Source organism: Microbacterium sp. CPCC 204701, assembly GCF_004010105.1.
GTDB lineage: Bacteria > Actinomycetota > Actinomycetes > Actinomycetales > Microbacteriaceae > Microbacterium.
The window spans coordinates 1-1,650 of sequence record NZ_RRYE01000523.1 but is presented as its reverse complement, the minus strand read 5'-3'; the positions used below and the strand labels follow the sequence as shown (position 1 = coordinate 1,650).

The following is a 1,650-nucleotide window of genomic DNA, read 5'->3' as shown; positions in this document are numbered from 1 at the left end:
CACGACGAGGTCGCGGCCGGTCGCGCCGCGCGCGAGGCGGATCGCCGTCATCGTCGCCTCGGTGCCCGTGGAGACGAGCCGCACGCGCTCGACCGGGGTCGCGACGCCGTCCCGGGTCACCCGCGCGGCGATCAGCTCGGCCAGCTCTGTCTCGCCCGGCGTGCTGGCGCCGAAGCCGAGACCGTGCGCCGCCGCATCCTGCACCGCCTTCACGACGGCGGGGTGGGCGTGCCCGAGGATCGCGGGACCCCACGATCCGACCAGATCGACGTACTCCCGTCCCTCGACGTCGGTGACGTAGGGGCCCGACGCCGAGACGAAGAACCGCGGCGTCTCATGCACGGAGCCGAACGCGCGCACCGGCGAGCTGACGCCGCCCGGCATCGCGCTCTGCGCGCGGGCGAACTCCTGGGCGTTGGTCGGGGTCATCGGATCCACTCCGCGAGCTCCAGGGCCCAGTAGGTCAGCACGGCGTCGGCGCCGGCGCGACGGATGCCGATCACCGACTCCTCGATCGCCCGGCGCCGGTCGATCCAGCCGTGGGCGGCGGCGGCCTCGATCATGGCGTATTCGCCCGACACCTGGTACGCCCACACCGGCACGAGGCTCGTCGCGGCCGCGTCGGACAGCACGTCGAGGTAGCTCATGGCGGGCTTGACCATCACGACGTCGGCGCCCTCGGCGAGGTCGAGCTCGACCTCGCGCGCGCCCTCGCGGCGGTTCGCCGGGTCCTGCTGGTAGGTGCGGCGGTCGCCCTGCAGCGACGACTGCACCGCCTCGCGGAACGGGCCGTAGAACGCCGACGCGTACTTCGCGGCATACCCGAGGATCGGCGTGTTCCCGAAGCCGGCGCCGTCGAGCGCCTCGCGCACCGCGGCGACCTGGCCGTCCATCATGCCCGACAGGCCCAGCAGCTGCGAGCCCGCCTCGGCCTGCGCGACGGCCATGTCGCGGTAGCGCTCGAGCGACGCGTCGTTGTCGACGTACCCGTTCGCGTCGAGCACGCCGCAGTGGCCGTGGTCGGTGAACTCGTCGAGGCACAGGTCGGTCTGCACGACGAGCGCGTCGCCCGCTTCGGCGGCGGCGATGCGCGTCGCGACGTTCAGGATGCCGTCGGGATCGGTCGCTCCCGAACCCGTGGCGTCTTTGCGCCCGGGCACGCCGAAGAGCATGACGCCGCCGATGCCGGCGGCCGCGGCATCCGCGATCGCTCCCTTGAGCGACTCGGTCGAGTGCTGCACCACGCCCGGCATCGACGAGATCGGCACCGGCTCGCTCGCCCCCTCGCGCACGAACATCGGCAGGATCAGCTCGGCCGGGTGCAGCCGGGTCTCGGCGACGAGACGCCGCATCGCGGGCGTGGCGCGCAGGCGGCGGGGGCGGTTCATGCTCACGGGCGGACTCCGGTCAGGCCGGCGGCGCCGGCGTCGAGCAGTTCACGGGCGACGGATGCCGCGACCTCACGCGACGGGTCGCCGTCGTCTTCTGGCCACGTGGTGGCGTGCGACGACGTCAGCGCGGTGGCGCCGTCGAGGCTGTAGACGCTCGCCGAGAGCAGCAGGAGTCCCGCGTCGACGACGGCGCGCGCGCCGACGGGCGCCGAGCAGCCGGCCTCGAGGAGGGCGAGCACTTCGCGCTCGGCCTCGACCG

2 protein-coding genes and 1 pseudogene are annotated in these 1,650 nt (G+C 74.1%); all 3 read right to left on the bottom strand.

The window, feature by feature from the left end:
- Positions 1-429, bottom strand: a 429-nt coding sequence (locus EIO58_RS17485) for an aminotransferase class III-fold pyridoxal phosphate-dependent enzyme (protein ID WP_127820506.1), incomplete at its 3' end; no start/stop codon positions are given.
- Positions 426-1,388, bottom strand: a complete 963-nt coding sequence (gene hemB / locus EIO58_RS17480) for a porphobilinogen synthase (RefSeq protein WP_127820507.1) — start codon at positions 1,386-1,388, stop codon at positions 426-428. The genes hemB and EIO58_RS17485, both read right to left, overlap by 4 nt.
- Positions 1,389-1,390: 2 nt before the next feature.
- Positions 1,391-1,650: pseudogene (locus tag EIO58_RS17475) on the bottom strand (hydroxymethylbilane synthase); the annotation flags it as partial.

Excerpts from the sequence above, each read along its gene's own strand:
- hemB (WP_127820507.1), bottom strand. The coding sequence starts at position 1,388 with ATGAACCGCCCCCGCCGCCTGCGCGCCACGCCCGCGATGCGGCGTCTC.